General features: G+C 71.3%; 30 protein-coding genes and 1 tRNA gene. 12 read left to right on the forward strand and 19 right to left on the reverse strand.

What is annotated here, in order from left to right; translation table 11 throughout:
* Positions 1-377 precede the first annotated feature (377 nt).
* Genes C8N24_RS11620 through C8N24_RS11635 form a run of 4 tightly spaced genes read right to left on the reverse strand, consistent with a single transcriptional unit; the run spans position 378 to position 5,202 of the window.
* Positions 378-1,844, reverse strand: a complete 1,467-nt coding sequence (locus C8N24_RS11620) for an alpha,alpha-trehalose-phosphate synthase (UDP-forming) (protein WP_121250187.1) — start codon at positions 1,842-1,844, stop codon at positions 378-380.
* A 50-nt stretch (positions 1,845-1,894) separates the two neighbouring features.
* Complete coding sequence (locus C8N24_RS11625) at positions 1,895-3,040, reverse strand: S1C family serine protease (protein ID WP_121250188.1); 1,146 nt, start codon at positions 3,038-3,040, stop codon at positions 1,895-1,897.
* Positions 3,037-4,488: a sensor histidine kinase gene (locus tag C8N24_RS11630; protein WP_121250189.1), complete on the reverse strand. Its 1,452-nt coding sequence runs from the start codon at positions 4,486-4,488 to the stop codon at positions 3,037-3,039. The genes C8N24_RS11625 and C8N24_RS11630 overlap by 4 nt, the downstream gene beginning before the upstream one ends.
* Before the next feature lie 3 nt (positions 4,489-4,491).
* A complete protein-coding gene (locus tag C8N24_RS11635) occupies positions 4,492-5,202 on the reverse strand; it encodes a response regulator transcription factor (protein WP_121250190.1) in 711 nt (236 codons plus the stop codon).
* 55 nt (positions 5,203-5,257) lie between these two features.
* Between C8N24_RS11635 and C8N24_RS11640 the strand changes: the two genes are divergently transcribed.
* The 3 genes from C8N24_RS11640 to C8N24_RS11650 are packed head-to-tail and all read left to right on the forward strand — an operon-like array spanning position 5,258 to position 8,089.
* On the forward strand, positions 5,258-7,078 hold the full coding sequence (locus C8N24_RS11640) for a hypothetical protein (RefSeq protein ID WP_147447750.1): 1,821 nt from the start codon (positions 5,258-5,260) through the stop codon (positions 7,076-7,078).
* The gene (locus tag C8N24_RS11645) at positions 7,075-7,782 is read left to right on the forward strand and encodes a sortase (RefSeq protein WP_121250192.1); all 708 of its coding nucleotides are present in this window, start codon (positions 7,075-7,077) and stop codon (positions 7,780-7,782) included. Before C8N24_RS11640 ends, C8N24_RS11645 begins: the two co-directional genes overlap by 4 nt.
* A gap of 55 nt (positions 7,783-7,837) precedes the next feature.
* Positions 7,838-8,089 carry a flagellar biosynthesis anti-sigma factor FlgM gene (locus C8N24_RS11650; RefSeq protein WP_170179027.1) on the forward strand — a complete coding sequence of 84 codons (252 nt, stop codon included), beginning with the start codon at positions 7,838-7,840 and terminating at the stop codon, positions 8,087-8,089.
* A 12-nt stretch (positions 8,090-8,101) separates the two neighbouring features.
* On the opposite strand, the gene thiL is transcribed toward C8N24_RS11650, so the two are convergent.
* From thiL to C8N24_RS11675, 5 genes are all read right to left on the reverse strand, one after another.
* Positions 8,102-9,022, reverse strand: a complete 921-nt coding sequence (gene thiL / locus C8N24_RS11655) for a thiamine-phosphate kinase (RefSeq protein WP_121250194.1) — start codon at positions 9,020-9,022, stop codon at positions 8,102-8,104.
* Positions 8,982-9,200 (reverse strand): translation initiation factor IF-1, encoded by a 219-nt coding sequence (gene infA, locus C8N24_RS11660; protein ID WP_121250195.1) that lies wholly within the window; start codon positions 9,198-9,200, stop codon positions 8,982-8,984. Before infA ends, thiL begins: the two co-directional genes overlap by 41 nt.
* Before the next feature lie 3 nt (positions 9,201-9,203).
* On the reverse strand, positions 9,204-9,407 hold the full coding sequence (locus tag C8N24_RS11665) for a cold-shock protein (RefSeq protein WP_121250196.1): 204 nt from the start codon (positions 9,405-9,407) through the stop codon (positions 9,204-9,206).
* A gap of 64 nt (positions 9,408-9,471) precedes the next feature.
* Complete coding sequence (locus tag C8N24_RS11670; RefSeq protein ID WP_147447752.1) at positions 9,472-11,679, reverse strand: transglycosylase domain-containing protein; 2,208 nt, start codon at positions 11,677-11,679, stop codon at positions 9,472-9,474.
* Between the two features lie 15 nt (positions 11,680-11,694).
* Positions 11,695-12,456 carry a mechanosensitive ion channel family protein gene (locus tag C8N24_RS11675; protein WP_121250198.1) on the reverse strand — a complete coding sequence of 254 codons (762 nt, stop codon included), beginning with the start codon at positions 12,454-12,456 and terminating at the stop codon, positions 11,695-11,697.
* On the opposite strand from C8N24_RS11675, the gene C8N24_RS11680 reads away from it, so the two are divergent.
* The 3 genes from C8N24_RS11680 to C8N24_RS11690 are packed head-to-tail and all read left to right on the forward strand — an operon-like array spanning position 12,455 to position 14,984.
* Entirely contained in the window at positions 12,455-13,129 is a 675-nt protein-coding gene (locus C8N24_RS11680; protein WP_121250199.1) for an HAD family hydrolase, read from the forward strand. The two genes, C8N24_RS11675 and C8N24_RS11680, sit on opposite strands and share 2 nt — an antisense overlap.
* Positions 13,126-14,007, forward strand: a complete 882-nt coding sequence (locus C8N24_RS11685) for a CPBP family intramembrane glutamic endopeptidase (protein WP_121250200.1) — start codon at positions 13,126-13,128, stop codon at positions 14,005-14,007. Before C8N24_RS11680 ends, C8N24_RS11685 begins: the two co-directional genes overlap by 4 nt.
* Positions 14,004-14,984, forward strand: coding sequence for a L,D-transpeptidase family protein (locus C8N24_RS11690; RefSeq protein WP_121250201.1), 981 nt, complete (start codon positions 14,004-14,006; stop codon positions 14,982-14,984). The genes C8N24_RS11685 and C8N24_RS11690 overlap by 4 nt, the downstream gene beginning before the upstream one ends.
* Here the strand turns inward: C8N24_RS11690 and C8N24_RS11695 are convergent.
* Positions 14,939-16,060 carry a carboxylate-amine ligase gene (locus tag C8N24_RS11695; protein WP_121250202.1) on the reverse strand — a complete coding sequence of 374 codons (1,122 nt, stop codon included), beginning with the start codon at positions 16,058-16,060 and terminating at the stop codon, positions 14,939-14,941. The two genes, C8N24_RS11690 and C8N24_RS11695, sit on opposite strands and share 46 nt — an antisense overlap.
* A 42-nt stretch (positions 16,061-16,102) precedes the next feature.
* Between C8N24_RS11695 and C8N24_RS11700 the strand changes: the two genes are divergently transcribed.
* A complete protein-coding gene (locus C8N24_RS11700) occupies positions 16,103-16,654 on the forward strand; it encodes an orotate phosphoribosyltransferase (protein WP_121250203.1) in 552 nt (183 codons plus the stop codon).
* Between the two features lie 17 nt (positions 16,655-16,671).
* On the opposite strand, the gene C8N24_RS11705 is transcribed toward C8N24_RS11700, so the two are convergent.
* Positions 16,672-16,743: transfer RNA gene (locus C8N24_RS11705), tRNA-Arg, on the reverse strand.
* 102 nt (positions 16,744-16,845) lie between these two features.
* Between C8N24_RS11705 and C8N24_RS11710 the strand changes: the two genes are divergently transcribed.
* Genes C8N24_RS11710 through C8N24_RS11725 form a run of 4 tightly spaced genes read left to right on the forward strand, consistent with a single transcriptional unit; the run spans position 16,846 to position 20,943 of the window.
* Positions 16,846-17,838: an ABC transporter permease gene (locus C8N24_RS11710; RefSeq protein ID WP_121250204.1), complete on the forward strand. Its 993-nt coding sequence runs from the start codon at positions 16,846-16,848 to the stop codon at positions 17,836-17,838.
* The gene (locus tag C8N24_RS11715) at positions 17,839-18,810 is read left to right on the forward strand and encodes an ABC transporter permease (protein WP_121250205.1); all 972 of its coding nucleotides are present in this window, start codon (positions 17,839-17,841) and stop codon (positions 18,808-18,810) included.
* 1 nt (position 18,811) lies between these two features.
* On the forward strand, positions 18,812-19,876 hold the full coding sequence (locus tag C8N24_RS11720) for an ABC transporter ATP-binding protein (protein WP_121250206.1): 1,065 nt from the start codon (positions 18,812-18,814) through the stop codon (positions 19,874-19,876).
* The gene (locus tag C8N24_RS11725) at positions 19,873-20,943 is read left to right on the forward strand and encodes an ABC transporter ATP-binding protein (RefSeq protein WP_121250207.1); all 1,071 of its coding nucleotides are present in this window, start codon (positions 19,873-19,875) and stop codon (positions 20,941-20,943) included. The genes C8N24_RS11720 and C8N24_RS11725 overlap by 4 nt, the downstream gene beginning before the upstream one ends.
* A gap of 36 nt (positions 20,944-20,979) precedes the next feature.
* Here the strand turns inward: C8N24_RS11725 and C8N24_RS11730 are convergent, their stop codons facing one another.
* The 4 genes from C8N24_RS11730 to C8N24_RS11745 are packed head-to-tail and all read right to left on the reverse strand — an operon-like array spanning position 20,980 to position 23,012.
* Positions 20,980-21,666 carry a Clp protease N-terminal domain-containing protein gene (locus tag C8N24_RS11730; RefSeq protein ID WP_342794566.1) on the reverse strand — a complete coding sequence of 229 codons (687 nt, stop codon included), beginning with the start codon at positions 21,664-21,666 and terminating at the stop codon, positions 20,980-20,982.
* On the reverse strand, positions 21,651-22,343 hold the full coding sequence (locus C8N24_RS11735; RefSeq protein ID WP_121250208.1) for an SDR family oxidoreductase: 693 nt from the start codon (positions 22,341-22,343) through the stop codon (positions 21,651-21,653). The genes C8N24_RS11730 and C8N24_RS11735 overlap by 16 nt, the downstream gene beginning before the upstream one ends.
* Before the next feature lie 10 nt (positions 22,344-22,353).
* Positions 22,354-22,665: an ArsR/SmtB family transcription factor gene (locus C8N24_RS11740; RefSeq protein ID WP_121250209.1), complete on the reverse strand. Its 312-nt coding sequence runs from the start codon at positions 22,663-22,665 to the stop codon at positions 22,354-22,356.
* Positions 22,653-23,012: an SRPBCC family protein gene (locus C8N24_RS11745; RefSeq protein ID WP_170179028.1), complete on the reverse strand. Its 360-nt coding sequence runs from the start codon at positions 23,010-23,012 to the stop codon at positions 22,653-22,655. Before C8N24_RS11745 ends, C8N24_RS11740 begins: the two co-directional genes overlap by 13 nt.
* A gap of 66 nt (positions 23,013-23,078) precedes the next feature.
* On the opposite strand from C8N24_RS11745, the gene C8N24_RS11750 reads away from it, so the two are divergent.
* Complete coding sequence (locus C8N24_RS11750; RefSeq protein ID WP_121250211.1) at positions 23,079-23,687, forward strand: ATP-dependent Clp protease proteolytic subunit; 609 nt, start codon at positions 23,079-23,081, stop codon at positions 23,685-23,687.
* On the opposite strand, the gene C8N24_RS11755 is transcribed toward C8N24_RS11750, so the two are convergent.
* From C8N24_RS11755 to C8N24_RS11770, 4 genes are read right to left on the reverse strand one after another with little or no spacing between them, the layout of a single operon-like run.
* Entirely contained in the window at positions 23,672-24,259 is a 588-nt protein-coding gene (locus C8N24_RS11755; protein ID WP_121250212.1) for a hypothetical protein, read from the reverse strand. The two genes, C8N24_RS11750 and C8N24_RS11755, sit on opposite strands and share 16 nt — an antisense overlap.
* 10 nt (positions 24,260-24,269) lie before the next feature.
* Positions 24,270-24,692, reverse strand: coding sequence for a D-aminoacyl-tRNA deacylase (gene dtd, locus C8N24_RS11760; protein WP_121250213.1), 423 nt, complete (start codon positions 24,690-24,692; stop codon positions 24,270-24,272).
* Entirely contained in the window at positions 24,689-25,642 is a 954-nt protein-coding gene (locus C8N24_RS11765; RefSeq protein WP_121250214.1) for a galactose-1-phosphate uridylyltransferase, read from the reverse strand. The genes dtd and C8N24_RS11765 overlap by 4 nt, the downstream gene beginning before the upstream one ends.
* Entirely contained in the window at positions 25,635-26,204 is a 570-nt protein-coding gene (locus tag C8N24_RS11770; protein WP_211339927.1) for a TlpA family protein disulfide reductase, read from the reverse strand. Before C8N24_RS11770 ends, C8N24_RS11765 begins: the two co-directional genes overlap by 8 nt.
* Positions 26,205-26,221 lie beyond the last annotated feature (17 nt).

Raw genomic sequence — 26,221 nt, forward strand, 5'->3', positions numbered from 1 at the left:
TGGGCGTTCTCGGCGACGACGGGCGCGACGTTGCCGGCCGACGACGCGCGGCCGCTCGTCCGTGAAGCGCCTACGGCGGATGCCGAGGAGGCAGGTCTCGTTGCGCCGCTCGCTCGGCAGGATCAGGACGCGGAGGCGCGACCGAGGGATCGGGCGCGCAGGCCGCCGAGCGCCCCCGTCCGGACGCGCACACGGCCCCCGGCCGTTTCGCGAGCGCCACGCCGGCGGGAGCGCCCCGGCGCGGCCGCCACGACGCCGGTTGCGTCGACGCCCGCCCGGCCCATGCCGGCCGCGGCCGCTCCGCGCGCGGTCGTGCCCGCACGGCGGCCCGCTTCGCCGCCCCGAGCGGGCGGCCACGAGTTCGGCTTCGAGGGCGGCTAGCCCGTGGCGCGGGAGCCGGCGTGCTTGGCGCGGATGTCCGCGATCTGCTCGTCGATCCAGTCGCCCGGGTCGCGCGAGGTGACGATCTCCTTGAGGCCGCGGGCGCGGCGCTCGCGGGCCTCGGGGGACATGACGAGCGCGGAGTAGATGGCGTCGGCGAGCTCTTGGACGTCGAACGGGTTCACGGAGATCGCGAACTCGCCGAGCTCCTCGTGGGCGCCGGTGTTCTCGGACAGGATCGAGACGCCGTGGCGCTCGTTGACCAGGGGACCTTCCTTGGCCACGAGGTTCATGCCGTCGAACATCGCGTTGACCATCATCACGTCGTAGTGCTTGTAGCTGGCGACGGCCTCGTCGAGGTCGTCGCGGAGCTTGAGGTCGATCGGCATCCAGTCGGGGGTGCCGTGACGGTGGTTGACCACGGCCACCAGCGCCTCGATCTTCTCCAGGTACTCGGCGTACTCGGGGACGTCGGTCCGGGACGGCATCAGCTGCGCCGTGAAGGTGATGCGCTCGGCGAACTCCGGGTGCTGCTCAAGGAAGATGTCGAAGGCGGTGAAGCCGCGCAGGACGTTCTTGCTCAGGTCCGCCCGGTCCACGCGCAGGATCGCGAACTCGCGGCGCCGGGCCAGGACGCGCTCCTCGAACTCGCGCACGCGCGGGCGGCGGGAGATCCGGCGGGTCGACTCGTAGTCGATCGGGAGCGGGTAGTGGCGGACCCACACCTCGCGGTCGCCGCAGTGGACGATGCCCTCGTCGAAGGACACGTCGAGGTCCATCAGGTCCCGGCAGCACTGGAGGAAGTTGCGCTGGTAGGACTTGGTGTGGAAGCCGATGATGTCGTTGGCGAGCAGGCCGTTGTAGATCTGCTCGCGGATGCCGTTGGGCAGCACGCGCCACGCGTCCGGCTGGGTCCACGGGATGTGGACGAAGTGGTGCAGGAAGACGTCCGGCCGCGCCTCGCGGATCATCCCGGGCAGCGTGTAGAAGTGGTAGTCGTGGACCATCACGACGGGCTCTTCCTGCCCGTCGATCTCGTCGATCACGGCCTGCGCGAGGTCGTGGTTGACCGCCTGGTAGCCCTGCTCGAAGGCCTCCACCTCGTGCCGGCGGATGTCCGGCGCGTTGCTCAGGTCCCAGAGGTAGTGCTGGATGAACCAGAGCATCGGGTTGGCGATGATGTTGTAGAAGCGGTCGTAGGCCTCGGCGTCGCTCTCGACGAAGCGGATCCGGAACGACCCGCCCTCGGGCGCCTCGACCTCGAACGGCTTGCCGTCGTGCTCGCGCGCGACTTCGACGTCCTGATCGGTCATCGCCGAGGCGATCCAGATCGCGTCGCGGTGGGAGGCGAGGCCCGTCAGAGCGGTCACGAGGCCACCCGTGCCGCGCTTGACCGAGCCGTCCTCCTGGTAGGTGACCGGCCCGCGGTTGGAGACCAGTACGAGTGGCGGCTGCTCGCTCATCTGTGCGTGACGATATCCAGCTGTCGCGTCAATGAACCATGCGGGGTCCGTCAACCGCCGGTGGAGGTCCCGGCGGGGCGCTCGCCGAGCTTGACGTCCAGCGTCTGCGTCTGCCCGCCGCGGTGGATCTCGAGCTTGACCGTCTCGCCCGGCTTGTACCGGGCGAGCGCGTTCGAGAGGTCGTCCGAGGTCTCGATCGGCTGGTCCGCGAGCTTCGTGATCACGTCGCCGCCGCGCGCGTACGGCGTGCCCTGGAACAGCTCGCGGCCGCCGCCGGCCTTCACGCCCGCCTCCGCCGCCGGCGAGCCGGGGTTGAGCAGCTGCACCCACGCGCCCTTGTCGACGTCCAGCCGGAAGTGCTCGACGAGCTGCGGGTAGAGCGGCACGGAGCTTACGCCCAGGTACGCGTACTTGGCGGTGCCGGACTCGCGCAGCTGGTCCGTGGACCGCTTGACGGTGTCGATCGGCACCGCGAAGCCGACGCCCTCGCCGCCACCGGAGCGCGACTGGATCTGCTGGTTGATGCCGATCACCTCGCCCGCGGCGTTCACGAGCGGCCCGCCCGAGTTGCCCGGGTTGATCGCGGCGTCCGTCTGGATCGCGCCCGCGATCGCGAACTCGGTGAGCGAGGCGACCGCGCGGTCCTTCGCCGAGACGATCCCGACGGACAGCGACTGCGCCTGCCCGAACGGCGACCCGATCGCCGCGACCGGCTCGCCGACCTGCACGTCCTCGCTCGAGCCCAGCGGGAGCGGGTTGAGCTTCAGGCCGTCCGGGTCCACGCGCAGCAGCGCGACGTCCGCGTTCGGGTCCTGCCCGAGCACCTTGGCCTCGACCCGGTTGCCGTCCGCGAACTCCACGTAGACCTCGTCGGCCCGCCGCAGCGGCTCGCCGTCCTCGCCCGTGGCGACCACGTGCGCGTTGGTGACGATCTCGCCTTCCTCGTTGAGGACGAAGCCCGAGCCCTCGCCCGCCTCCGACCCGAAGCGGGACACGATCGTGACGACGCCCGGCGCCTCCTCGTCGTAGATCTTGCGCGCGTCGAAGCCGCCCTCGGCCTGGTTGGCGACGACCTCGTCGCGCGTGGTCGCGGGGGGCGTGGCGGTGGTGCGGGCAGCCGGATCGTCGCCTCCGTCGTCGCCCCCGCACGCGCCGAGCGCGAGCGCCACGGCGGCGGCGGCGAGCAGGCGCCTCATGCCGGCAGCACCAGGGAGAACGTCGTCTTGCCCGGGCTCGAGCGGACGGTCAGGCGGCCCTGCATGCGCTCCGCGAGCTCGCGGGCGATCGCGAGCCCGAGGCCCGCGCCTTGGGCCTGCTCGGCGGAAGTGAAGAACGGCTCGAAGATGTGCGGCATGTTCTGATCGGTGATCCCCGGGCCGCGGTCCGCGACCTCGAGCCGAACGTGCCCGTTCGCCCGGGCCGCTGAAACGCGAACCCCCGTGCCGGGCGGCGTGTGGCGCAGCGCGTTGTCGAGCAGGATCCGCAGCACCTGGGCCACGCGCTCGGGGTCGCAGTCGAGCTCGATCGGCTCCGGCCGCAGGTCCAGCTCCACGTCGGACGCGTGCTGGGAGGCGAGCGGCGTGAACTCCGACGCCACCTCGCGCGCGAGCTGGCCCACGTCCGTCGGCTCCGGCCGCAGCTCCAGCGCGCCCGCCTCCAGGCGCGAGAGGTCCAGCAGCTCGACCGCCAGGTTGCGCATCCGGTCGACCTGGCCGCGGATCTGCTCCAGGAACGCGCGCCGCGTCTCCTCGTCGAGGTCCTCGTCGGCCAGCAGCTCGAGGAAGCCGCCGAGCGAGAAGATCGGCGTGCGCAGCTCGTGCGAGGCCGAGGCGATGAACTGCTTGCGCGCGCGGTCGAGCCGGGCGAGCTGGTCCTGCATGTCGTTGAACGTCCGCGCGAGCTCGCCGAGCTCGTCGTCGGAGTCCGCGCGGATCGGCTGCGAGAAGTCGCCGGCGGCGACCTTGCGGGCGGCGCGTTCAAGTCGCTTCACGCGCGCCGCGAGCGCTCGCGCGACCAGGTAGCCGGCCAGGATCGCGATCACCAGCGCGATGCCGCCCGCGAGCAGGATCTGGCGGCGGATCAGCGAGACGTTGGCGGCGACGTCCGACAGCGAGGCGGCGAAGACGGCGACGAACGGCTGCTCGTTGCGTCGCGTCGAGTTCTCGTCATGGATGAGCCGTGCGGCGATCGCTTCACGGCCGTTGGGCGTGGTGACGATCCCGCTCACGAGCCGGTCGGTGCGACGCGCCTGGTTCGCGAGCGTCTCGACGTCGGCCGCGCTGGCACCGCCGTCCGGCGTCGTGTCGGTGAACGCGAACGGCCCGTCGTCGCCGACGCCCATGACGATGATCTCGGTGCCGATCTTGCCGGCGAGGTCGCGCACCTTGCCGGAGCGGTTGGACTTGATCTTGCCCTCGTCGGGGCTCTTGTCCTCGAGCCTCGGCAGCGGCTTCGGCGGGACCATCGACAGACCGACGTCGTTCGTGTACTGACGCGCCGCCTGCTCGACCTCCTTGAGCCGCTGCGACGTGAGCGACGCCTCCAGGCGTGGCGTCACCGACAGGTAGATCGTGCCGATCGCACCGACGATGATCAGCGCGAAGATCAGCGCCAACCGGTTCCGCAGCGAGCGCAGACCCGGCACGGGCTACGCGTCTTCGTCGCGGAAGCGGTATCCGACGCCGCGTACCGTGAACAGGTACTCCGGCTCCTTCGGATCCGCCTCGATCTTCTCCCGCAGATGGCGGATGTGCACGTCGATGGTGCGCGGGTCGCGGTAGGCGGAGTCGCCCCACACCCGCGCCAGCAGCATGTCCCGGGTGAACACGCGGCCGGGCGACCGCGCGAGCGCGGCCAGGATCTCGAACTCGACGTAGGTCGTCGAGACGCTGTCGCCGTTGCGCGACACCGTGCGCTTGCCCGGGTCGATCTTGAGGCCCCGCACCTCGATCGGCCGCTCGTCGTCGGTGTCCGGGCGCGCCATGCCCGAGCGGCGCAGCGCGGCCTTCACGCGCGAGCGGAACTCGCGCATCGAGAACGGCTTGGTGATGTAGTCGTCCGCGCCCAGCTCGAGCCCGAGGACCTTGTCGATCTCCTCCGACTTGGCCGTGAGCATGATGATCGGCACGGTCTCGCCCTTGGCGCGCAGGCGCCGGCAGACCTCGAGGCCGTCCATCCGCGGCAGCATCACGTCCAGCACGACGAGGTCGAACACCTGCTCGTCGAACCGCTCGAGCGCTTCCGGGCCGTCGGCGGCCTGGACGACCTCGTAGCCGTCCCGCTGCAGCGGGAAGGAGAGCAGCGTCTGAATGGGCTGCTCGTCGTCCACGAGCAAGATTCTGGGGGCGCGATCGGCCATGCCGGAGCAACGCAAGGATAGTTCGGTTGCTACACGAGGCATTAACGTGGATCGCGTGCTCGACGGCCGCGTCTACCGGACCGCCTTCCTTCCCGCGCTGCTCGCGCTGTTCCTCGCTGCCTTCGCGCTGCAGGACCGGCCGACGCCCGGGCGTGCCGAGCTGCCGCCCGACGCGTTCAGCCAAGACCGCGCGTTCGGCACCGTGCGGGACAAGGATCCCGGCTCTTTGCAGGGGCTTTACGCCGACTTCCCGGACCGGTCGCCCGGCTCGCCCGGCGACCAGGCGCTCGCCGACTACGTGGCCGAGGACCTCGCGGCGCCGTGGGCGGAGGGCGAGCGGCCCACCTTCACGGTGCGCAAGACCACCGACGACGACGGCTACACGACCGTGGTCGCGACACGGCCGGGCAAGTCGGCGCGTCGGATCGTCGTGCTCGCGGACCGCGACTCGCGCGGGCGCGCGGAGCTGTCCGCCACGGCGGTCCTGCTCGAGCTGGCGCGCGTCTACAAGTCGCGTGACGTGAACAAGACCCTCGTGATCGTCTCCACCACGGGGGCGAGCAAGGGCTTCCAGGGCGCACGCGAGTGGGCACGCACGGAGGCGGGCGCACCGGTCGACGGCGTGCTCGTCCTCGGCGACCTGGCGTCGAACGACCTCCGCAAGCCGTGGGTGGTGTCCTGGACGGGGACGCCCCGCGCCGTCCCGCTCGGCCTCGAGCGCACCGTGCAGGCCGCCGTCCGCCGCGAGACGCGCGCGGACCCCGGTGGGCCGCACGCCCTCGGCCAGTGGGTCCGCCGCGCGCTGCCCGTGACGCTCTCCGAGCAGGGCGCGATCGCCGCCGAGGGCCTGCCCGCGGTGCTGCTGTCGGCGTCCGGCGAGCTCGGGCCGAAGGAGGGCGCGACCGTGTATCGCAAGCGGCTGCGCGTCTTCGGTCGCTCGGCCGTGCGCGCCGTCGGGGCGCTGGACGAGGCCGGGCGCCGGGACCAGCCCGCCTTCGCGGACGCGCCGTCCGGCATCTCGACGCTGCGCAACGTCGCCTCCGACTGGAGCGTGCGGCTCGTGGTGGGCACGCTGCTGCTGCCCGCCCTGCTGGCGGCGCTCGACGCGTTCTTCCGCGCGCGCCGTCGCCACGTGCCGATCGGGCCGTGGGTGGCGTGGTTGGCCGTCGCCGCCGTGCCGCTGCCCGCCGCCTGGCTGTGGCTGCGGATGCTCGGCGCGACCGGGCTCGTCGACGCGCCCGCGGGGGTCGTGAACCCAGCGCGCTGGCCGGTCGGCTCGAGTGGGATCATCGCCCTCGTCAGCGCCGCGATCGTCGCCGGCCTGGCGTGGTTCGGCGCCCGCCTGGTCGCGCGCGCGTTCGCCCGCGCGCCTTCGGCGGAGCAGCCCGTCAACGGCCGCCGCGGGCCCGGAGCGCCCGGCGTCGAGGGCCTCGCGGTGGCGACGGCGCTCTGGCTGAGCGTGCTGGTGGGGCTGGCGTGGCTGCGCAACCCGTACGCTGCGGGCCTGCTGATCCCCGCGGCGCACCTGTGGCTGTTCGCGGCCGCCGGCTGGCGAGGGCGCGTGGCCGTGGTCGCGCTGATCGCCGGCCTCGTGGTGCCCGTGCTCGCGGTCGTGCACCTCGCGGGCGCGCTGGACCTCGGCCCGCACGAGCTCGGCTGGGGCATGGCGATCGCGGCGTTGACGGGCTCCGCGTTCGGCTCCACGCTGCTGTTCGCCGCCCTGCTGGCCGCGTTCGCCGGTGTGTTCCGCGTGCTGATCGCGCGCCGCCGGATGGGTGACCGCGGCAAGTCCGGTCCCCAGTTCGCGACGCGCGGCCCGCTCAGCTACGCCGGCCCGGGCTCGCTCGGCGGCACGGAGTCGGCGCTGCGCCGATGACCACCTCCTCGCCCAAGCCGCGCCGTGCGCGCAAGGTCCTGCGCGGGTTCGCGAACGCGCTGATCATCGCCGGCGCGCTGCTGCTCCTGGACGCCTTCCTCACGCTCGTGTGGGAGGAGCCCGTGTCCTCGACCTACGCCCACTTCCAGCAGAACGAGCTGTCCGGCGAGCTGGACCGGCTCGAGAAGATCCCGCTCACACCCGTCGAGCGCAAGGCGATCGTGAAGCTGCCCGACCCGAAGAAGAAGCTCGCGTTCGCGGCGCGGTCGCTGAGCCGGCACACGGACGACGGAGACGCCGTCGGGCGCCTGCGCATCGACCGGATCGGGCTCAACACCGTGTTCCTGGAAGGCACCGATGCGAACGACCTGCGGCGCGGCCCCGGGCACTACCCGTCGACGGTCCTGCCCGGCCAGCGCGGCACGGTCGCGATCGCGGGCCACCGGACCACCTACGGCGCCCCGTTCCGCAAGGTCGACAAGGTCCGCAGCGGCGACGACATCGTCGTGACCATGCCCTACGGGCGGTTCACCTACCGGGTCGAGCGGACCCGGATCGTCCAGCCGACGGACGTGTGGGTGGTGGACAACCGCTCGTTCGATCGACTGGTGTTGACGGCGTGTCATCCGTTGTACTCGGCCGCCCAGCGGATCGTCGTGTTCGCGCGGCTGGTGAAGTCCGACCCACGTGGATCGGCACGTTGAGCCTTGGGGTGAGCACCTGATGGACCATTGTCCGGGCGAGGACGATGAGGCTCATATGACGGTGCTGGATACCCGATATGTGTCACGAGCCCGGATGACGGGTCCGGCTCGTGATGGTGGCCGCCGCTTCAACCGATCGGCCCCCATCGCTCCCTCCAAGGACGGTGCGGTGAACAAAGTGCAGCAACTACGAGAGCGCATCCAGTGCGGGACGTACGCGGTCGACAGCGATGCTGTCGCCGCCGCGATCCTCAAGCGCCTCCTCGGAAACGAGGAGGAGGGCACTGCCGATGCAAGGCTGGCGTAACTGAAGGCCAAGCTAGTGCTCGAAGCCCCGCCAGGCGTCAGCGTCTGGCGGGGCTCCGATCCACTCCACGCCCTCACCTTCGACGACTTCTCCGATCCAGGTGAGCAGCGGCAGCGAATCGGGTCCGCACACGAGTAGCTCATAGTCCTCGCCACCGGTGGCGGCGAGTGCGACGGAGTCGACGCCGGGCGCCAGCGGGAGGGCGCCCGCGTCGAGGATGATCTTCACGCCGCTCGCCTCGGCGATGCGGCGCGCGTCCGAGGCCAGGCCGTCGGACAGGTCCATCATCGCGCTGGCCCCCGCGGCGAGCACGCGGCCCTCGGCCAGGCGCGGCCGTGGCCGCAGGTAGCGCTCCACGAGCGCGGGCGGGCCTTGGGCGACGCCGTCGAGGATCGCCAGGCCGGCCGCCGACGCGCCGAGCGTCCCGGTCACGCCCACGCGGTCGCCGGGGCGTGCCGTGTCGCGGCGGACGAAGGCCTCGGGCGCGTCCGCCCAGCCCATGACGGTCACGGCGACCGTCAACGCGGGCCCGCGCGTGAGGTCACCGCCGGCGATCGTCACGCCGCACTCGGCCGCGAGCGCCTCGGCGCCGCGGTGCAGCGCGAGCACGTCGTCGTCGCCCATGTCCCGCGGCAGCACGAGCGACAGGTACGCCTCTCCCGCGTCCCCGCCCATCGCGGCGATGTCCGACAGCGCGCCCGCGAGCGCGCGCCAGCCGACGTCCTCCGGGCTCGCCTGGCCGAGCCGGAAGTGCGTCCCGTCGACCATCACGTCGGTCGACACCGCGCATGCGCCCCCCGCGCGGACGATCGCGCAGTCGTCGCCGATCCAGCGGACGACGCGCTCCGAGCGCACCGTGAGCGCGCTGCGGATGGCGGCTATGAGCTCGAGCTCACCGATGCCGGTAGACGATCCGAGCCCGGTGAAGGTCATAAGGCGAGACTTCGACCCGCACCCGGTCCCCGGGCAGGATGCGGATGCGGAACCGTCGCATCTTCCCTGCCACGTGGCCCAGGACTTCGTGGCCGTTGTCGAGTTGCACCCGGAACATCGCGTTCGGGAGCGCCTCGACGACCTCGCCTTCGAACTCGACCTTCTCCTCTTTCGACAAGAGCTATATGACCCTGACGTTCGTCGCCTGTGGGCCCTTCGCGCCTTCGCCGAGCTCGTACTCGACCTTGGCGCCTTCCGCAAGGGTCCGGAACCCGTCACCCGAGATGGCCGAGAAATGGACGAATGCGTCCTTCCCTCCGTCATCCGGGGTGATGAAGCCGAAGCCCTTCTCGTCGCTGAACCACTTCACGACACCCGTCGCCATCTGACAGCACTCCTGTTAGATCCAGCCCTGACGGCGCAAGTTGTACCAGTCAGGGAAGCGGCTGTCAGCCGTCGCCGGGCGCTTGGGTCCCGCCGTTGCCGGGCGGACCCTGTGGCTGGGTCTCGTACGCGCCGGGGTCGAACCCGGTGTCGTCGTTCCCGTTGCCCCCGTTGTCGTTGCCGCCGCCGTTGTCGGGCGACGTGTCGTTGCTGGGCGGCGTGGTCGTCCCGGGGCCGGGCTGCGTGCCCTGCTGCTGGTCGCCCTCACCGGAGTCCTCGTCCTTGGCGCCCTCACGCGCGAACTTGCCCTGGAACGGCTGGCTGTTGAACGGCTCGGTGGGCTCCTTCCACTTGCCACAGCCCTTGGCGACGACCTTCTTCATGTAGTCGCCCCAGATCTGGGCCGGGTAGGTGCCGCCGTCGATGTTGGAGCCGAAGTACATGCCGTTCATCGAGATCTTCGCCGAGCCCGGGAAGCCGACCCACACCGCGGTGGCGAACTTGGGCGTGAAGCCCACGAACCAGGCGTCGATGTTCTTGTCGGTCGTGCCGGTCTTGCCGCCCTGGGCCGTGCAGCCCGGGATGATCGACTTGGTGCCGGTGCCGCCCGCGGCGTTGGCCGCGAGGATCTTGACGACCTCGTTGGTCACGCCGTCGGAGAAGGCCTTGGTGCGCTTGACGCGCCAGCGGGCCGGCAGCTTGACCGGGCCCTCGCGCGTCTCGATCTTCTTGATCACGCGCGGGCGGTTGCGGTAGCCGCCGTTGACGATCGTCGCGTAGGCGTTGGCCATCTCGAGCGGCGAGACGCCGTCCGTGAGGCCGCCGAGCGACTCGGCGCAGACGCCGAGCAGCTTGGACTTGATGCCCATCATGCGCGCCGTCTCCTTGACCTTGTCCGGGCCGAGGTCGGACACGAGCTGGGCGTAGACGGAGTTGTCGGACGCGAGCGTCGCGCGGCGCAGGTCCATCGAGCCGGCGCCCTTGCCGCCGTAGGTCTTGAGCTCCCACGGGGACGTCGGGGACCCGCACGGCGGCTTGGCGATCTTCATCGGCGAGATCGACGTGTACGTCGTGCTCGGGCTCACGCCTTCGCGGAACGCGGTCAGGAGCGCCATCGTCTTGAACGACGAGCCCGGCTGCCGGTGCCCCTGGGCGGCGAGGTTGAACGTCGACTTGCCCTTCGAGCGGCCGTACTGCTGCGTTGACGCCATGGTCACGATGTCGCCGTTCTTCGGGTCGATCGTGACGATCGCCGACGACGGGCCGACGCCGTTGAGCTGGCTCATCGCGGCGCGCGCGTACTGCTGGTACTTGAGGTTGATCGTGGTGTAGACGCGGAAGCCGCCGCGCTTGGTGGCGTCGGCGCCGTACTCCTTGATCAGCTCGGACTTGACGTAGTCGAGCACGTACCGCTCGCGGGCGCGCTGGAAGTAGCGCTCCATGTTCAGGCCGAGGCCCTTCTTCATCTCGGCCCGCGCCTTCTCGCGCGTGATGTAGCCGAGCTCAGCCATCTTGCCGAGGACCTCGTTGCGGCGCGCCTTCGTGCCCTCGGGGTTGTCCACCGGGGAGTACTGGGACGGCGCCTGCGGCATGCCGGCGAGCATCGCGGCCTCGCGGAGCGTCAGGTCCCGGGCCGACTTGTTGAAGTACAGGCGGGCGGCGGCGCCGACGCCGATCGCGCTCTGGCCGCCGTAGGTGCCGTAGGGCACGGTGTTGAGGTACTTGCCGAGCACCCACTCCTTGGAGTGCTCCTCCTCGAGCTGCTGGGCGAGGCGCGCCTCACGGATCTTGCGCTTGTAGCCCTCGATGCCGGAGCGCGTGACGTCCTGCGTGTACAGGTTGCGCACGAGCTGCATCGTCAGCGTCGAGCCGCCCTGCTTGCCGTCCGTCGTGGCGTTCTTGACCGCCGCGCGGATGATGCCCTCGTAGTCGACGCCCGTGTGCTTGTAGAAGCGCTCGTCCTCGATCGCGACCGTCGCCTGCTTCATGACCTTCGGCAGGGCGCTCGTCGCCATCGGCTGGACGAGGTCGTCGTTCTGGATGAAGCCGAGGCGCGTGCCGTCGGAGGCGAGCACCTCGGTCAGGGCTCCCGCGTTGCGCGGCGTGTAGGTCGACAGGGCGGGGCCGTCGTTGGCCGTGCGCACCACCCAGCCGGCTGCGGCGAGGCCGGCGGAAACGCCGATCAGGAGCAGCACGAGGAACGCCAGCAGGAACCACTTGGCGGCTCCGCCACCCTTCTGGCGACGACGTCTGATACGCGCGGAATGACTCACAGGCGAACCCCGAGTCTAGTTCGATTGCCCCCGAAGCAACCCTTCTTTACGAAGTCGGGCGAGACATTGCCGGCGCACCTGCGCCTCGTGCGGCGCCCGATCCGGCGGCGGGACGGGGTCGGAGCCGACGGTCAGCCGCGTGCCCCACGGGACGGCCTCGGCGACCGTGACCTCCTGGTGCGTCTCGTCCTCGAGCGCGGCGATCGCGGCCTCCACGTCGGCCTCCGGCGGGACCCACACGGACACGTCCGGGCTGACCACCTCGACCACCAGCGTGTCGTTCTTGAGGATGCCCGCGGCGAGCTTCTCGTTCGGGATCACGATCCGCTGCTGGCTGGCGGTCTTGAGGATCGTGAAGTTCAGGTGCACGTCCTCGACGACGCCGTAGTTGCCCTCGAACGTGACCCAGTCGCCGACGCGGATCGGCTGCGTGATCGCGAGCATGATCCCCGCGACGAAGTTGGCGAGCACCTGGCGGGCGGCGAAGCCGATCACGGCCGCGGCGATCGCGCCGGAGGCCAGCAGGCCACGCGCCAGGTTGGAGACGCCGTCGAACCCGGACAGCGCGATCGCGATCCCGATCAGCACGATCACCGCGTACAGCAGCCGGCGCACGAAGCGCAGGCGCGTGGCGCCGCTGCGGGAGAGCCCGGCCTTGGTCGCGACCTCGCGCGCGGCCCGGCCGCGGAACAGCCGGTCGAGCAGCGTCGCGATCAGGAACGCGACGGCGATCGAGACGCCGGCGTTGATCCAGGTGGCAGTATCGACCGCGAACATGGCGCCGCAGGTTAAAGCGATTCTCCTCGACGCCCTAGGGACGCTGATCGGCTTCGAGCCACCGGCGCCGCATCTGCAGGCCGAGCTGCGGGTTCGCGGGTACGAGGCGACGGCGGAGGCGGCGGAGGCGGCGATCCGCGCCGAGATCACCTACTACCGGGCGCACCTGGACGAGGGCCGCGACGCCGCGTCCCTCGACGACCTGCGCGGGCGCTGCGCGGGCGCGATGGAGCCCGCGCTGCCGGGGATCCCGCGTGCGGTGATCCTCGACGCGCTGCTCGCGTCGCTGCGCTTCTTCGCCTACCCGGACAGCGTCCCCACGCTGCTCGCGCTGCGGGCGGCGGGCATCCGGCTCGTGGTCGTCTCCAACTGGGACTTCTCGCTGCACGAGCGGCTCGCCGAGACCGGCCTGACGCCGCTGCTCGACGGCGCGCTGGCGTCGGCCGAGGTGGGCACGGCCAAGCCCGACCCGGCGATCTTCACCGCCGCGCTGCGGCTGGCGGGCGCGACGCCGGAGCAGGCGTGGCACGTCGGCGACACGCCCGCCGCGGACGTGGAGGGCGCGCGGGCCGCGGGCCTGGAGCCCGTCTACATCGCGCGGGGCGGCGGGACGCTCGACGGCGTGCGCACGGTCAAAACGCTGCGTGAGCTCATACCCTTGGCCGCGCCTTGAGCTCTCCCGATCCGCCCCAGTACAGCGGCTGGCTGCCGCCCGAGACCGCCGCTCCCGAAGCGCCGCCGACGCCGCCCGAGCCGCCGGAGCGGGTCGTCCCGGTCTGGGCGCCGTTCGCGACGCTGCTCTCCGCGCTGATCATCCTCAGCATCTTCAGCCTGCCGATCGTCGCGCTCGTCAAGGCGTCCGACCCGGACTTCAGCTCGGACAACTTCCCGGTCGGCCTGCAACTCGGGCTCACCGCGCTGCAGTCGGTGCTGTTCGTCTTCGCCGCGTGGATCACGGTCAAGCTCGCGCTGCTCAGCACGCCGAAGGAGCAGTTCGGGCTGCGGAGGGTGACGAAGGTCTGGCAGGCCGTGGGCTGGTCGGTCGCGGTCTTCGTCGGCTTCTACGTGGTGACCGCGCTGCTCGTCCAGGCGTTCGGCCAGCCGCCCGAGCAGGACCTGGCGAACGACCTCGAGCGCGAGGAGTCCGCGGCGGCGGTGCTCGCCTACTTCGTCACGATCTGCCTGATCGCGCCGGTGGTGGAGGAGTTCTTCTTCCGCGGGTTCATGTTCACCGTGCTGATGCAGCGGCTCGGGCCCGTGTGGGCCGCGCTGCTCGTCGGCGGCACGTTCGGCCTCATGCACGCGGGGGGCACGCCGGCGCTCTCGCTGCTGGCGCTGTCTTTGTTCGGCGTCGGGTTGTGCTTCCTCTACTGGCGCACACAGTCCATAGTTCCGTGCATGGCTCTCCATGCGCTGAACAACTCGATCAGCTTCGTGACGACCAGGGACCTCGATCCCGCGGTCGGCGCGGCGGTCGTCATAGGCACCGTCGGTGTCATCGCGGTCGGGTTCCAGGCCTTCTCCGCTCCGCGTCGAACGGCGGCCGCATGAAGCGCACCGGGCTCGCGACGCTCGTCGCGCTCGGCGTCCTTCCCGCCACCGCCTCCGCTCAGACCCCGCCGCCGGCGCCCACGCCGGCGCCGCCTGCACCCGCTCCCGCGACCGCGACGATGGCCGTGTCCGCGCTGGACACGCTCGACGGCGCCGCGTTCACGAGCCGCTCCTTCACGGCGCGCGTCGTGATGAAGCCCTACGTCGCGAACGAGACCGCCGTGCTGCGCGTCTACCGCGGCAACAAGAAGATCCGCGTCAAGACGCTCACGTTCAAGCCCGTCGCGGGCGGGACGGCGGGCGTGGCGACGCTGAAGGTCAAGTCCGCGAAGGCGGGCACGATCGCGCTCCGCGCCTCCCACGCCGCCACGCCCGGCCTGGGCACGGTGCGCACGAAGACGACGAAGGTGACCGTCGTACGGCCGTTCGCGACCACCGGCTCGCGTGGCCCGGCGGTGCGCATCCTGCAGTCCAAGCTCGCGGCGATGAAGTACGTCGTGCCGCGCACCGGCGTCTACGACGGCGGCACCGCCCGCGCCGTGATGGCCTGGCGCAAGGTCGCCGGCCTCTCGCGCACCTACACGGCGACGTCCGAGGTCTTCAACGGCCTGCTCGCCGGCAAGGGCCAGTTCAAGGTCCGCCACCCGAAGGACGGCCGCCACGTCGAGGCGCGCCTGAACTCGCAGGTCCTCGCGCTCGTCAACGGCAGCAAGGTCGAGCGGATCTACCACACGTCCTCGGGCGCGCCGGCCACGCCGACGATCCGCGGCAAGTTCCGCGTCTACCGCAAGGACCCGGGCACGAACGCCAAGGGCATGGTCGACTCCGCGTACTTCATCCGCGGCTACGCCATCCACGGCTACGCGTCCGTGCCGCCGTACAACGCCAGCCACGGCTGCCTGCGCGTCCCGGTGCCGAACGCGCGGGCGATCTACGACTGGCTGCGGCTCGGCGACGTCGTCTGGGTCGAGGCGTAGGGCTCGACGGACTCCGCGACGAGGCGCGCGAGCACCTCGTCCATCCCGCCGGTGGCGTGGGCCGCGCGCATGCGGTCCGCGCCGCCGCCGTCGCGCAGGATGCGCTCGACCTCCTCGAGCGCGTCCTCGCCGTCCAGGTCGCGCGCGTACGGCCGGGCCAGCGCGAGCGCGTCCGCGCCGACCTCGCGGATCGGCCGGAGCGCGCCCCGCCACCAGATCGTCGCCTCGATCCCGTCGCGCGCCGCGCGGAACGAGGACTCCATGATCCCCTCGGTCGGCGGCGCGACCTCCTCTTCGCCCAGCGCGCAGCCCACGGCGAGCGCGTGCACGAGCGCCGCGAGCCCGGCGACGGACCCCATGCGGCTCTGCGCGTCCATCGCGCGGATCTCCACGGTGCCGAGGTTCGGGCTCGGGCGGATGTCCCACCACAGGTACGTGTAGTCGGGGATGTCCGCGGTCTCGACGGACCAGCGGATCACGTCCTGGTAGTGCTCCCAGTCCCGGAACGCCTGCGGGACGATCGAGCGCGGGAAGGAGCGGAAGATCGTCGAGCGCGCGCTCGCCAGGCCTGAGTCGTGGCCGAACCAGAACGGGGACTGCGCCGCGAGCGCCTGCAGCAGCGGCAGGTGCACGCGCATCCGGTTGCAGGCCACGATGGCCGTCTCCGGGTCCGGCATGCCGACGTGCACGTGCAGGGCGGCGGTCGGCGTGCGGCTGACCAGCCCGCGCATCTCGTGGCGGATGTCCTGGTAGCGCTCGGACTCGACGTGGGTCACCTCGCCGAACGCGACGTACGGGTGCAGGCCGCCGCCGAAGAACGTCGCGCCCGCGTCGCGCAGCTGGTCGCGCAGGGCGCTCAGCACCCGCACGCCTTCCGGCGCGTTGTCGACGACGGGCGTCGAGGTCTCGATCAGCGCCTCGTAGAGGTCGTTCATGATCACCCCGCTGCGCGGGGTGAGCGACTGCACCAGCTCGCTCGCGACGTTCGCCGGGCGCAGCGTCTCACCGTCGACGAGCAGAAGCTCCTCTTCGATGCCCAGTGGGAAACCCGGCCGGTGGCCGAAGCGGTGCTCCACGCCGCCAGTCTACGGGCGCGGCGGTCAATAGTGTCCTGGGCAATGTCAGCAAAAGAGACGTTGATCGAAGAGCTACGTCGCCACGCGCTCGTCATCGGCGAGGTCACCCTCACTTCCGGCGCCACCGCGCAGTACTACGTCGACGCCAAGCGCGCCATCCTGCGCCCGGCCGGCTTCGCCGCCCTGGGCGAGCTCGTCGCGCACTACGCCCGGCAGTGGGAGGCGACGGCGGTCGGCGGGCTCACGATGGGCGCCGACGCGCCCGCCTGCGCCGCGCTCGCCGGTGGGGCGGACGTGAAGGCCTTCTTCGTCCGCAAGGAGACCAAGGCGCACGGGCTGCAGCGCAAGGTCGAGGGTCCGCCGCTGGAGCCGGGCGAGCGCTGCCTGATCGTCGAGGACGTCGTCACCACCGGCGGCTCCACCGTCCAGGCGATCGAGGCCGTGCGCGCCGAGGGCTACGACGTCGTGGGCGTCGTCACCGTGCTCGACCGTCTCGCCGGCGGGGCGGAGCAGATCAAGCTGGCGAGCGACGACGCGCCCTACGAGGCGCTCGCGACGATCGACGAGGTCTACCCGGAGCGCCCCGACCGGTAGGTAACCCCGAAAAGGAGTACCCCCGGCAGGAATCGAACCTGCATCCCGCGCTTAGGAGGCGCGTGCTCTATCCATTGAGCTACGAGGGCCTGGGGCCGGAAGGGTACTTGCGGCCCAGATGCGGGCAGGTAGTAGCGTGTTCGTCGGTTCGGGGAACTAGGGAGCAAGCCACCCCGAGGGGGCTATCGAAATTGAGTACTGGAACGGGCGCCAGCGACCTGCTGCACGCCGAGGACCAAGGCATCGACCAGATCGTCGCCGGGCAGGCGCCGGTGGCGGCGCGCTCGCCGTTGCAGCTGTTCTGGCGCCGCTTCCGCAGGGACAAAGTCGCGCTCGTCGCGCTCATCTTCATCGCGGGCCTGGTGCTGGTGGCGATCTTCGCCCCGCTCATCCGCGATCTGGTCGGCGCCCCGCCGCCGGGTCAGACGTCGACGGACGCGCTGGACGACTTCGGTCTGCCGGAAGGACCGAGTAGCGAGCACTTCTTCGGCGTCAACACCATCGGGCAGGACATCTTCTCCCGCGTGCTCTACGGCGCGCGGACGTCGCTGACGGTCGCCTTCATCGGCACCGGCCTGTCCGTGATCATCGGCGTCTCGCTGGGCATGATCGCCGGCTTCTTCCGCGGTTGGGTGGACACGCTGATCGCCCGCGTGATCGACATCCTGCTCGCGTTCCCGGTGCTGCTGCTCGGCCTCGGCCTCGCGTCGGCGTGCTCGACCAAGGAAGGCTGCCTCGGCGGTGCGCTGCAGCCCGGCCTGACGATCGTGATCTTCATCATCGTGCTCTCGAACTGGCCGTACGTGGCGCGGATCATCCGCGGCCAGGTGCTCTCGCTGCGGGAGAAGGAGTTCGTCGAGGCCTCACGGTCCCTCGGCGCGGGGAACATGCGGATCATCTTCCGCGAGATCCTCCCGAACCTCGTCGCGCCGATCATCGTCTACGCGTCGCTGTTCATCCCGGCGAACATCCTGCTGGAGGCGTCGCTGTCGTTCCTCGGCGTGGGCGTCGTGGACCGGCCGTCGTGGGGCCTGCTGCTGTCCGACGCGACGCAGCAGCTCGAGTCGGCGTGGTGGCTGATGCTGTTCCCCGGCCTGGCGCTGCTGTTGACCGTGCTCGCCTTCAACCTCGTCGGCGACGGCATGCAGGACGCGCTCAACCCCAAGGGCTCGAGGCAGAAGTAGATGGCCGCCTACATCGCCCGACGGCTGCTGTGGGTCGTCTTCCTGCTGTTCACGATCTCGTGCATCACGTTCGTGATCTTCAGCGTGCTGCCGTCCGGCGATCCCGCCGTGGCGCGCGCCGGCAAGTCGCCGTCGCCGCAGCTCGTCGAGACCATCCGCGTGCAGCTCGGCCTGGACAAGTCCAAGCCTGAGCAGTTCATCAACTACATCGGGGACATCCTGCCGTTCGTCGGCGGGAACGGCGTCAACTTCGGTTTCAGCTTCCAGAACAACACCGAGGTGCTGCCGGAGATCCTCGAGCGCCTGCCCGTGACGATCTTCCTCGCCACCGGCGCCGTGCTCCTGTGGCTGGCGATCGGCATCCCGATCGGCGTGCTGTCCGCGATCAAGACCGGCTCGTGGATGGACCGGCTGGCGATGGGCATCGCGCTGCTGTTCATCTCGGCCCCGGTGTACTTCCTCGGCCTCGTCGCGATCACGCTCTTCTCCGACGACATCGGCGTGTGGCCGATCCTGCCCGGCAACTCCGCCTACGGGGAGGCGACGACGTTCGCCGGCAAGGCCGAGGCGCTGATCATGCCGTGGTGCGTGCTCGCGGCCGCCTTCGCCGCGATCTACGCGCGGTTCCTGCGCGGGAACCTGATCGACACGCTCCAGGAGGACTACATCCGCACGGCGCGGGCCAAGGGCCTGTCCGAGCGACGGGTGATCTTCCGCCACGGCGTGCGCGCCGCGATCACGCCGATCGTGACGCTGCTCGGCCTGGACATCGGCATCCTGCTCGGCGGCGCGATCCTGACCGAGACCGTGTTCAACGTGCCCGGCATCGGCCGCTACGCCTACAACGCGATCAGCGTGTCGGACCTGCCGGTCATCCAGGGCACGGTGCTCTTCGGCGCCTTCTTCATCGTGATGATGTCGCTCATCGTCGACATCCTGTACGCGTTCATCGACCCTCGAGTGAGGTACTGAGATGGCTGCGCCTCTGCTCGAGGTCGAGAACCTCCAGGTGCACTTCGAGACCGAGGACGGCCTGGTCAAGGCCGTCGACGGGATCTCCTACACCGTCGACCGCGGGCAGACGCTCGGGATCGTCGGCGAGTCGGGCTCCGGCAAGTCCGTGTCCTCGCTCACCGTGATGGGCCTGACCCGGTCGCGCAACGCCCGCATCAGCGGCACCGTGCGCTTCGACGGCAAGGACCTGCTCGGCGCGTCCGAGGAGGACATGCGCCAGATCCGCGGCAACGACATCGCGATGATCTTCCAGGACCCGCTGTCCTCGCTGCACCCCTTCTACAAGGTGGGCACGCAGATCGCCGAGGGCGTGCGGGCGCACAAGGACGTCTCGAAGGCGCAGGCGTGGGACCGGGCGGTCGAGATGCTCTCGCTCGTCGGCATCCCGGAGCCGCGCAAGCGCGCCGACTCCTACCCGCACGAGTTCTCGGGCGGCATGCGTCAGCGCGCGATGATCGCGATGGCGCTCGCGAACGACCCGAAGCTGCTGATCGCGGACGAGCCGACGACGGCGCTCGACGTGACCGTGCAGGCGCAGATCCTCGAGCTGATCGAACGGCTGCAGAGCGAGTTCGACACCGCGGTCGTCGTCATCACGCACGACCTCGGCGTCGTGGCCGAGATGGCCGACGAGATCGCGGTCATGTACGCCGGCCGGGTCGTCGAGAAGGCCGACACCGACACGATCTTCGCCGCGCCGGAGCACCCGTACACGTGGGGCCTGCTGTCGTCGATCCCGAGGCTGGACGCGCCGCGCGACGAAGAGCTCGTGCCGATCCCCGGCCGGCCGCCGTCGCTGATCACCCTGCCCGGCGGCTGCTCGTTCCACCCCCGCTGCCCGTACGTGCGCGAGGCGCACAAGAAGGTCGACCCGAAGCTGGAGCCCGTGCCCGGGAACCCGTCGCACCAGAGCGCGTGCCTGCTCGACTCGAGCGTGCGCCGCAAGCTGTGGGGTGAGCTGCGGGCCGGCGTCAAGCCGGAGGCGGCGCGCTCCGACGTCATGGAAGGGGAGACCGCCGCATGAGCGTCGCAGCTTCCGAGGTGACCGGGGACAGCCCCGTCGCCGGCGAGAAGATCATGGAGGTCGACGGCCTCTACAAGCACTTCCCGATCCACTCCGGGTTCTTCCGGCGCCAGGTCGGGGCCGTCAAGGCCGTCGACGGGATCTCGTTCGACGTGCTGCGGGGCGAGACGCTCGGCCTCGTCGGCGAGTCCGGCTGCGGCAAGTCGACCACCGCGCGGCTGCTGCTCCGGCTGATGGAGCCCACGGAGGGCTCGATCAAGTTCGAGGGCCGCGAGATCGCCGACGCCCAGGGTGCCGAGCTCAAGGCGCTGCGTCGCGAGATGCAGATGATCTTCCAGGACCCCTACTCGTCCCTGAACCCGCGCAAGACCGTGGGCTCGATCATCAGCGACCCGTTCGCGATCCACGGCCTCGAGAAGGACGCCAAGGGCCGCAAGAAGGCCGTCCAGGACCTGATGGACCTCGTCGGCCTCAACCCGGAGCACTACAACCGCTACCCGCACGAGTTCTCCGGCGGCCAGCGGCAGCGCATCGGCGTCGCCCGCGCGCTGGCGCTCAAGCCGAAGATCATCGTCGCCGACGAGCCGGTGTCGGCCTTGGACGTGTCGATCCAGGCGCAGGTGCTGAACCTCCTGCGGGATCTCCAGCGGGAGCTGGGGCTGACGCTGATCTTCATCGCGCACGACCTGTCGGTCGTCCGCCACATGTGCGACCGCGTGGCCGTCATGTACCTCGGCCGGATCGTCGAGCTCGCCTCGTCCGACCAGCTCTACTCGCACCCGCGCATGCCCTACACGGGCGCCCTGATGTCGGCGGTGCCGGTGGCCGACCCGCGGCTGGCCGCCGCCAAGAAGCGCCAGGTGCTGACGGGCGACGTGCCGTCGCCGACCAACCCGCCCCCGGGCTGCCGCTTCCACACCCGCTGCTGGAAGGCGCAGGAGGTCTGCCGCAACGAGGACCCGGCGCTGGAGGCGAAGGCGGGCGGGAACCTGGCGGCGTGCCACTTCCCGCTGACGGACGCCGAGGTGCTCGAGCGGGTGCCGACGGCGCGCAACGTCGAGGGCTAGGACGCCGCGTGGACGGCCGGCCCGCGCGGCCGGCCGTCAGCCCAGGCGCGCGGTGATCGCGTCCGGGTCCGCGCTGAGCGCCGCGAGCGTCCGGCACGCGCCGCCACGCCGGTCGCGCAGGGCTGCGCGGAGCAGGTCGGCCACGCCGATGACGTGGCCCGGGTCACCCGCGGCCGCCTTCAGCGCCTCGTGGAAGACGAGCCGGGCGTACGCGGTGATGCCGCCGTTCGGTGGGGCCTCCTCGCCGACCAGCGTCGGCGCGACCGCCAGCCGTGCCGCCTCCAGGGTCACGCCCTCGGCGCGGAGGGCCGCGGCGGCCACGCCGTCGCCACCGCGGAGGATGCCGAGGAGCAGGTGCTCGGAGCCGAGGCGCACCGCGCCCAGCTCCTTGGCCTCCTCGCCCGCGAGTTGGACGGCGGCGCGGGCTTCGGGGGAGACGCGGAGCTTCGGGGCGGGCGCCCCGGCGCCTTCGGGCGGCTCGGTCGCGGCGGCGAGCTCGCGGTAGCGGCGGTGGGCGGCCTGACGCGAGATGCCCAGCGCGCGGGCGACGGCGCCGTAGGAGGAGCCGGAGTCCAGGGCCTTCCAGGCCTGGACGCGCTCGAACGTGTCCAGCTCGCGGCGGAGCGCGGACAGGGCGTGCAGGGCGACCTCCGGGTCGGAGGCGCGCGTGGCGTGCTCGAGCAGCTCGGTGAGGCGGTCCGGGAGGTCTATCGGGCGCTCCAGCCGAGGTCCATGGTCACGGGGACGCCGGAGAAGGCCGCGCCGCCGGGGCCGGCGAGGAACGCGATCACGTTCGCGACCTCCTCGGGCTCGATCAGGCGCTTGATGGCGTGGGGCTGCAGGATGACCTCCTCCAGGACGGCATCTTCACTCATCCCGTGCGCGCGTGCCTGGTCGGGGATCTGCTTCTCGACGAGCGGGGTGCGGACGTAGCCCGGGCAGACCGCGGTGGCCTGGAGCCCTTCCAGCGCGAGCGTCTTGACGAGCCCGAGCACGCCGTGCTTGGCGGCGACGTAGGCGGCCTTGTTGGGCGAGGCGACCAGCGCGTGGGCGCTCGCGACCGCGATGAAGCGGCCGGCGTCCGACGCGGTCAGCGCGTCCCAGGCGTATTTGGCGAGCAGGAACGGGCTCGTCAGCAGGATCGCCTGGATCGCGTCCCAGCGGTCCTCGGGGAAGTCGCGCACGGGGGAGACGTGCTGGACGCCGGCGTTGGCGACGACGACGTCGAGGCGGCCGAAGCGCTCCAGCGCGGCGTCGACGGCGGCCTGGTTCCCCTCGCGCGTGGACAGGTCGCCGTCCTCGAGGTCGAACCCGAGGACGTCGAAGCCGTCGGCGCGCAGGCGCTCGGCCGTGGCCTTGCCGATGCCGCTGGCGGCGCCGGTGACGAGAGCGGCGGGCATGCCGCCTCGCTTACCCGCGAGCCCGCTGCACCAGACGTGCCAGGCGCGTATCCCACTGCGCGCCCACCTCGGCCATCCAGTCCATGGCGTCCATCAGGGGCGCTGGGGTGACCGTGTAGCGCGTCTCGCGGCCCTCGCGGCGCGGCTCGACCAGGCCCGCGTGCTGCAACGCCGCCAGGTGCTTGGCCACGGCCTGGCGGGTGATCGGCAGCTCGCCGGCGAGGCGGGACGCCGTCAGCTCCGGCCGCTGGGCGACCGAGCGCAGGACCTCCCGCCGCGTCGGGTCGCTCAGCGCCGCGAAGACGTCGTCTACGCCAGGCACAGAGCGGAGGCGGCGCTCAGCGCCAGCAGCTTCGGGCCCCACGTGACGGTGTCACGCGCGTAGCGGTGCTCGGTGACGAGGAAGCGGGTGCCGGAGACGGCGTCCTCGAGGCGCCACTCGACGCGCGAGTCGCCCCAGCGGAACACGATCCGCTCGCCCTCGGTGACCTCCTCGACGACGCCCTCGCGGGTCTGGTCGCCGTCGCGCACGCGCAGCGGCGCGTCCTCGGCGGCCTCGAACTCGACCGCCTCGCCGAACCACTCCTCGAGCTCGGCCGGCTCGGTGATCAGCTCCCACGCGCGCTCGCGGTCGCACGGGAGGACGACATCTCGGTTCACGACTGGCATGAGCAACTCCTTGGTTGCACGACAGGCTACCATGGCGACAAACACGCAACTCGGAGGTTGCACGAAATGCCGCTCGTCCCAGTCGTCGTTCAGCAGGACTCCCGCGGGGAGCGTTCCTTCGACATCTACTCGCGCCTCCTGCGCGAGCGCGTCGTCTTCGTCGGCAGCGCGATCGACGACACCATCGCCAACCTGGTCGTCGCCCAGCTGCTCCACCTCGAGGCGGAGGACCCCGAGAAGGACATCCAGATGTACATCAACTCGCCCGGCGGCGTGGTCTACGCCGGGCTGGCCATCTACGACACGATGCGCTTCATCCAGCCGGACGTGGCGACGATCTGCTGCGGGATCGCCATGTCCATGGGGTCGCTCATCCTCGCCGGCGGCGCGGCCGGCAAGCGCAGCGCGCTGCCCAACAGCCGCATCCTCGTCCACCAGCCGTCCGGCGGCTTCCAGGGCCAGGCGACCGACATCCAGATCCACGCCAAGGAGACGCTCGAGCTGCGCGAGCGGATCGAGGAGATCTACGCCGAGCACACGGGCCAGCCGCAGGAGCAGATCTCGCTCGACCTGGAGCGAGATCGCTACTTCACGGCCCAGCAGTCGGTCGACTACGGCCTGATCGACCGCGTGTTCGTCGACCGCAACGGTGGCAACGGCTACTCGTCCTCGTAAAGGGACTCGCGCAGCAGCTCGTTCCCGGCGGCGTCCTGCAGGACGACGGACAGGTACTCCCCGCCGTAGTCGTCGGGAGCGAGCAGCGTGAAGTGGTCGCCCACGAGCGTCGTCTCGTCCACGGCGGTCTCGCCCAGCAGCGCGCTGACCATCCGCCCGCGGCGCTCGAAGGGCACGCCCCAGATGAGCGTCATCGCGGCCACGTCGCCGTTGTCGCCGCGCCAGGAGCCGATGACCTCCTGCGAGATGTCCATCCGCCACTCGGGATGGTCGTCGGCGACGTCCGGCGTGTAGTCGGCGAAGGCGTACAGCTCGCTCGGCTCGTCGCCGGGCGCGAAGGACACGTAGCCGAACAGCTCGAGGCCCGTGCTCGTCCGCGCGGTGGCCGGGACGTACGTCCGGCCGGACCACGTGCGGTCCGGGAACCAGGTGATCTCGCCGGCTTCGCCGAGCTCCGGGTCGTCCGGGTCGGTCTCGATGCGCAGGCACGCGGCGAGGAACTCGGCCTTGAGGGTCTCGTCCGCGGGCAGCCCGCCCTGCGGCGGCTCCGCGGCAAAGCGGCAGATCGGCATGCCCGCAACCCTAGCTAGGAACGTCCAACATCAACGTGACGGGCCCGTCATTGACGAGCTCGACGTCCATGTGCGCGCCGAACACGCCGCGCTGCGCGCCGGTCCGCTCGCAGAAGCGCTCGTACAGCGGCTCCGCCAGCTCGGGCCGGGCGGCGTCGACGAACGCGGGCCGGTTGCCCTTGCGCGTGTCGCCGTAGAGCGTGAACTGGGAGACGCACAAAAGCTCGCGGTTGCCGAGCGCCTCGTTCATCTTGCCGTCGGCATCCTCGAAGACCCGTAGTGCGCGCACCTTGTCGGCGAGCTTGTCGCAGTCGGCCTCGGTGTCGGTGTGGGTGACGCCGAGCAGCACGAGCAGGCCGGGGCCGATCGAGCCGGTGACCGCACCGTCCACGGTCACGCTGGCCCGGCTGACCCGCTGGACCAGCGCTCTCAAAGCTCTCGCAGCTCCGCCGCGGCCTGCTCGGGCGGGTGGATGCAGACGTTCACGCCCGAGCCGAGCTCCAGGCCCGCGGGCTGCCCGAGCCGCGGGACGATCTCGATCCGCCAGCAGTAGTGGTCCGCGCCGCTCGGCTGCGTGCGCACCCACAGGTTCAGCGGCGGGCTCGCGCCCAGGCGCGCCTTCAGGCGCCGGAGCGCGTCGTGCAGCAGCGCGGCGCCGCCCGTGGCGTCCTCGAAGCGCGCCTCCGTGCGCCGGGGCGCGAGCAGCAGGTGGAACGGCGCGCGCGACGCGAACGGCGTCATCAGCACCGCGTCCTTGTCGATGGCGACGATCCGCTCGCGCCGGCGGACCTCCTCCTGCACGAGGTCGCCGAGCAGGTTGCCGCCCATCGTGCGCACGGCGTGCGCGCCGAAGCGCTCGCGCTCACGGGCGATCGCGGCGGGCACGAAGTCCATCGCGTACAGCTGCGCGTGCGTGTGCGGGATCGAGGCGCCGGCGGCCGCGCCCTCGTTGACGATCAGGTGCTTGCAGGCCGCGCCGGCGTGCGCGCGCATCCGCTCCCGCCAGGTGGCGACGGCGAGCTCGAGCTGGTCGACGGAGAGATCGCTGAGCGTCGTGACCGGCTCGGCGGCGTTGACGATCACCTCGTGCGCGCCGGCGGCGGGCTGGGCGGTGAAGAGGTCCGGGTGGGCGTCGCGCTCCGGCGTGTCCGTCGCCGGGACGAGCGCGGGGTAGAGGTTGTCGAACACCCGCACCCGCCAGGGGTCGCCGTCCGCGTGCAGCGTCGGCGGCGTCTGGTCCTCGTGGCCGGGCAGGAACGGGTCGCGCGCCGGGTCGACCGGCGGCTCGGCCGTGACCGAGAAGCCGCTGTTCGGGCGGTCGGCGCGGACGCCGGCGATGATCGTCTTGAGCCCGCTCAGCGGGTCGACGCGGACCTCAGGCACCGAGGTACTGCTCGATGTCGTCGAGGAGCGCCTGGTCGGAGCGGTACGGGCCCGAGTGGATGTAGGTGGTCTTGCCGGTGCGGTCGATGAAGACCGTCATCGGGTAGTTCTTGGGCGCCTTCAGCTGCCGCGAGATGTCCTCCGCCGGGTCCGTGAAGGACGGGAAGGGCAGCCAGGTCTTGTCCAGGTACCGGCGGGCCGCCGGGTCCTTGTCGCCGCCGTTGACGCCGAGGAACGCGATCTCCTTGCCGCGCTTGGTCCCGATCGACTCGAAGACCGGGAACTCCTCCTTGCACGGCAGGCACCACGAGGCCCACTTGTTGACGACGATCGGATGGCCCTTGAGCGCGGCGATCCGCTGGTCGAAGGCGCTGGGGCCGCCGGGGAGCAGCTCGTTCGCCTGGGCGTGCAGCGCCGCCAGCGGCGCGGGCGCCCCGGTGAGCTCCTCGCGGGCGTCGGCGAGGCTGTCGGGCGGATCCGTCGCGCCGTCGCCTCCGCCGGCGCTGGTCAGGCCGATGACCACGACCGCGATGAGGGCCACAGAGGCGAGAAGGACGAGCATCCGGCGCATCGATGCAG

Origin of the sequence: Solirubrobacter pauli, assembly GCF_003633755.1 — a bacterium.
Lineage (GTDB): Bacteria > Actinomycetota > Thermoleophilia > Solirubrobacterales > Solirubrobacteraceae > Solirubrobacter > Solirubrobacter pauli.